Source organism: Bartonella queenslandensis AUST/NH15, assembly GCF_000312585.1.
GTDB lineage: Bacteria > Pseudomonadota > Alphaproteobacteria > Rhizobiales > Rhizobiaceae > Bartonella > Bartonella queenslandensis_A.
On record NZ_HE998262.1, the window covers coordinates 1 to 1,368 of the forward strand.

Consider the following 1,368-nt stretch of genomic DNA (forward strand, 5'->3'; position numbering starts at 1 on the left):
TGAACTTGATTATATTAATGCTCATGGGACATCAACGATGGCTGATTCCATAGAGTTAGCGGCTGTTGAACGTGTTTTAGGAAATTATGCACCACAAGTTTCTATGTCATCAACGAAGTCCTCTATCGGGCATTTACTTGGTGCAGCAGGTGCTGCTGAGGCTATTTTTTGTGTTTTAGCTATACGGGATAATATAGCGCCAGCAACACTTAATCTTGATAATCCATCCATTGAAACAAAAATCGATCTTGTTCCGCATAAACCACGTGAACGAAAGATTGATACGATACTTTCCAATTCTTTTGGGTTTGGTGGAACGAATGCATCGTTGGTGATGCGACGTTTTAGGGGATAATAAGTATTTTTATTTAATTTCTGCTTTTGAATTTTTACCTTTATTATAAGGTAAATAACAAATTATATTATTGTTCTTAATCGCTATTGAGGGGTTATGTCCGATGTGAAAAAGGAAAAATCATTCAAGGGTGTAAGTGATTCCTCTTCGAATCATTAAGCGGATAGTTAGGCATGTTAACACATAAAAAACAAAAGAAATCATCTATCGTCCGTAATCCGTTGGTTATTCTTGGTCATTTTTTTCTCATGCTGATTGTGATTATTCTTTTCGGCATAAGTGTTCCTCTTTATATTGGAAAAAGTATTTTTGAAGAAAAGGGAAAAATTGAGGAAGAACAAGTTGTTCTTATTCATCCAGGGACAGGAATTCGTGAAATTGCTTCATTGCTAGAAAAACGTGGTTTCATTCGATCATCAGATATTTTTGTTTATGGGGTTGGTTATTACAAAAACACCAGTCACCTGAAGGCTGGTGAATATTTAATTCCAGCCCATGCTTCAATGCAGGATATTATGGATATTCTTGTGAAAGGAAAATCCATTGAGTATACCTTTACAGTACCGGAAGGTTTAACGGTTCAACAAGTTTTCGATCGATTAGCGGCCAATGAAATTTTGATTGGAGACCTTCCAAAAACATTGCCTCCAGAGGGCTATTTGATGACGGATACTGTTTGCTTCATTCGAGGAACAACGCGTAAAGAAATTATAAATAGATTGTATGAGGGACAGAAAAAATTAATTCATGCGATATGGGCTACGCGTTCACCTGATTTACCCATTAAATCAATTGATGAATTTGTCATATTGGCCTCAATTGTTGAGAAAGAAACAGGAGTTGCAGCAGAAAGACCGCTGGTTGCTGCGGTATTTTATAACCGCCTTGCAAAGCATATGCGTCTTCAATCAGATCCAACGGTCATTTATGGTCTCTTTGGAGGAAAAGGAAAGCCATCGGGTCGTGCAATTTACCGTTCAGATCTTGAGAAAGAAACACCCTATAATACTTAT

2 pseudogenes are annotated in these 1,368 nt (G+C 37.1%); both read left to right on the forward strand.

What is annotated here, in order from left to right:
• Window positions 1–355: pseudogene (locus BN338_RS10135) on the forward strand (beta-ketoacyl-ACP synthase II); the annotation flags it as partial.
• A 96-nt stretch (window positions 356–451) separates the two neighbouring features.
• A pseudogene (mltG, locus tag BN338_RS10140) lies at window positions 452–1,368 on the forward strand (endolytic transglycosylase MltG); the annotation flags it as partial.